At 47.0% G+C, this 2,737-nt stretch carries 5 protein-coding genes; 1 reads left to right on the top strand and 4 read right to left on the bottom strand.

The window, feature by feature from the left end:
* Window positions 1-74: 74 nt before the first annotated feature.
* Both RT018_RS15065 and RT018_RS15070 read right to left on the bottom strand, forming a co-directional pair.
* Window positions 75-461 (bottom strand): recombinase family protein, encoded by a 387-nt coding sequence (locus tag RT018_RS15065; RefSeq protein ID WP_312943142.1) that lies wholly within the window; start codon window positions 459-461, stop codon window positions 75-77.
* 15 nt (window positions 462-476) lie between these two features.
* Window positions 477-875, bottom strand: a complete 399-nt coding sequence (locus RT018_RS15070) for a type II toxin-antitoxin system PemK/MazF family toxin (protein ID WP_312943143.1) — start codon at window positions 873-875, stop codon at window positions 477-479.
* A gap of 344 nt (window positions 876-1,219) precedes the next feature.
* On the opposite strand from RT018_RS15070, the gene RT018_RS15075 reads away from it, so the two are divergent.
* Window positions 1,220-1,375, top strand: coding sequence for a hypothetical protein (locus tag RT018_RS15075; RefSeq protein ID WP_312943144.1), 156 nt, complete (start codon window positions 1,220-1,222; stop codon window positions 1,373-1,375).
* A 119-nt stretch (window positions 1,376-1,494) separates the two neighbouring features.
* On the opposite strand, the gene RT018_RS15080 is transcribed toward RT018_RS15075, so the two are convergent.
* Together RT018_RS15080 and RT018_RS15085 are read right to left on the bottom strand one after the other, a co-directional pair.
* The gene (locus RT018_RS15080) at window positions 1,495-1,908 is read right to left on the bottom strand and encodes a sigma-70 family RNA polymerase sigma factor (protein ID WP_312943145.1); all 414 of its coding nucleotides are present in this window, start codon (window positions 1,906-1,908) and stop codon (window positions 1,495-1,497) included.
* A gap of 431 nt (window positions 1,909-2,339) precedes the next feature.
* A partial coding sequence (locus RT018_RS15085; protein ID WP_312943146.1) for a TOBE domain-containing protein occupies window positions 2,340-2,737 on the bottom strand: 398 nt, incomplete at its 5' end.

Raw genomic sequence — 2,737 nt, forward strand, 5'->3', positions numbered from 1 at the left:
GCCCTGCTCCAAAAGATAGGTGAGGAAGTTGTGTGCCATCAAATAGCGGACTTCATTGACCGGTTCTGTTTTTGTCATATCAAGCCCTCCTGACCCAATTGAAACGGCGGCATCGTGAAATCAGATAGCTTGATTTTGCCCTCCATTGGGGAAAAAATGCTGATTCCGCAGTCGCTGATTGTTTGAATAAAGTTGATGGTCTTTGCCATATCCCGCCCGATCCGGCTCACCGAATCCACCAGCAGGATATGAAAGCTCCCGGCTCTTGCCGCTTCCAGAACAGACTGCAGGCCGGAGCGGTCAAAGTGCAAACCGCTGCCCGAGTCCTGCGAGGAGCCGACAACGGTAAAGCCCATCTGTTCGGCATAGGTTTCCAACCGTTCATATTGACCTTTCAAAGCGCCGTGAGTGTCCTCCGGTGCATCGATGCTGCAGTAAATCCATGCAGATTTCTTGTCCATAAAAAATTCCTCCTTTCACAAGCTTGGCGATGCTATTGCCATTGGCTCTATTTGCGGTTCCGGCAGCAGAGCATCCAGACCGAAGCTCACGGCTAAGGCTTTTTTGACCTGCTGCAACTGCAAATCACTCAAATGGCCTATGTATTCACGCAGGCGGGAACGGTCAATGGTTCGCACCTGCTCCAGAAGCACAAGGGAATTCTGCCGCAGTCCGTACTGCTGGCTGCACAGCCGGATATGTGTAGGCAGATGATTCTTTTCCGTGCGACTGGTGATAGCGGCCACAATAACGGTGGGGCTGTAGCGATTACCAATGTCGTTTTGTATGATCAGTACCAGCCTGATACCGCCTTGCTCACAACCGACAACCGGGGTTAAGTCTGCATAGAACATATCGCCTTTGTAAATACGCATTTCGCATTCCTCCTTTTTGTGAAATCAGTGTTATATCACAAGGATAAGGACAGCCGCCGATTGTGACCGGGTTTACCCGTAGGGCGGCTGTCCTCATAGTTTCTGATATAACAAAACTCTTGTTCTTCGTTTTCTGCTGCTTCTATTCGACACTACTTCCCGAAGCAGAACACCACAGGCAAAGTGCCTGCGGTTAAGGACGATTCCGTCCTTTGGGCAGTCAGCTTAAACCAGCCGTGGCTTGCGGCCGTCATGGGACTCTCACCCCCGCCGGGTTCTCCGGCGGCTGCACCCATTGCGATGTCTGTGGCTGTGCAGAAGTATCATTGTAGGCTGTTCAGGTCATGGCGGGGCAATCCACCACAGATTGCTTTATGGACGGACAATTCTCGCTCGGCACCTTTGATGCTATCGTGTTGACGGATAGCTCTGACCTATCCGCAGATGGTCTTGGCGTGTCCTCCAAAGCCGCTTTCCCCTCATCGGAGCTGAACAGCTAATGTATTTAAGCTGCTGGATATGACCGAATGGCTCGGTATTTTTCAAGGAACACGAGAGAGATAGAAAATCCCCCTCACTTCTATAAAGGAAAAAGTGAGGGGGACTATGCGCTAAAAAACTAAATTTCTATTAAGTTTTTCAGCTTGGATAGTATTTTTGAAAGCCTGCGGCTGATGGTAGATTGGTTAACACCAATGCTTTTGGCAACCTGTGACTCGCTTTTATCATTGAAGAATATTTCATCAATGAGGGAGCGTTCATCATCCGGCAAGGCTTGAAGAGCAATCCGCAGCGCCTCCAGCTGCTCCTGATGAATGAGCTTGTCCAAGATATCCGGCTGAACACGGACTATGAGGTAATCAATATTGACGCCGTCCTCCCGGAAACGTTCCAAAGACAGTTCGTTCTGGCGGATCAGCTTATTATGATAGCGTTCTGCTTCCCTCTCTTTATGGTAGGCACGGTAGACTGCCTCGCTGACCTCTACACGCTGCCGTTTTAAAACAATGGTATATTTTTTGTTCTCTGACATATGCTTGTCCTCCAAATTTTCAAAATGTGATTGAAAACGAAGGACAAGAGGCGGTGATCGGCATCGGGGTATGATTTTATCCAGCAAAAAAAGAGCGCACCTATGGACATGACCGTCCGATGGTACGCTCTTAAATGTTATTTCATGTATTATTTCACGTTCTACCTGTTCTGGCGGTTCGTGTTGGTGGGCATGGTTATCCGCTGAGGAACATAGGCTTTTTTTAATGAATTACCTATGCTAAATCCGATTATGTAGCCGACTTAATGTCGCTGCAGCAAATGCGCAGCGGTGTGATCTGTATTGACCAACACATAAAAAATCCCTCCAAACTTTACGGGTTTGGAGGGTTGCTTTAGAAGATTCAGGCATAGAGAATGACCCGCCAAAGCGCCGTTTTTTTTATTTGGCGGGTAACACTTCATTATTAGTTATAAAATCGCTTTTCCAGTTTGTTTCTCAAAGATATGTATTTGATTAACATCCAATCGGATTTGTATACTATCTCCGTTACGGGTGTTGGTATGAGAGGATGTCCGTGCGATTATAAGATTGTTTCCACAGGTTAGGTGAAGGAAGCTGTCTGCACCCATTACTTCCGCAACATCAACATGGCAGGTAATCGTATCAGCGGAAGAGCCGGAAACAGATGAATTATCCACAAAAACATTTTCCGGGCGAATGCCTGTAACAACTTCCTTTCCGATATATGTCTTTAGGGGCTGCTCCTTGATTTTATCCTTCGGAAGTTTGATTTCATAAACGTGCTCTTGGAAATCGAAAGTGATATAGTATTTGTTTTCTGAACACATAAGAGTGCCATTTATAA

The organism is Oscillibacter sp. (assembly GCF_032060045.1).
Lineage (GTDB): Bacteria > Bacillota > Clostridia > Oscillospirales > Oscillospiraceae > Oscillibacter.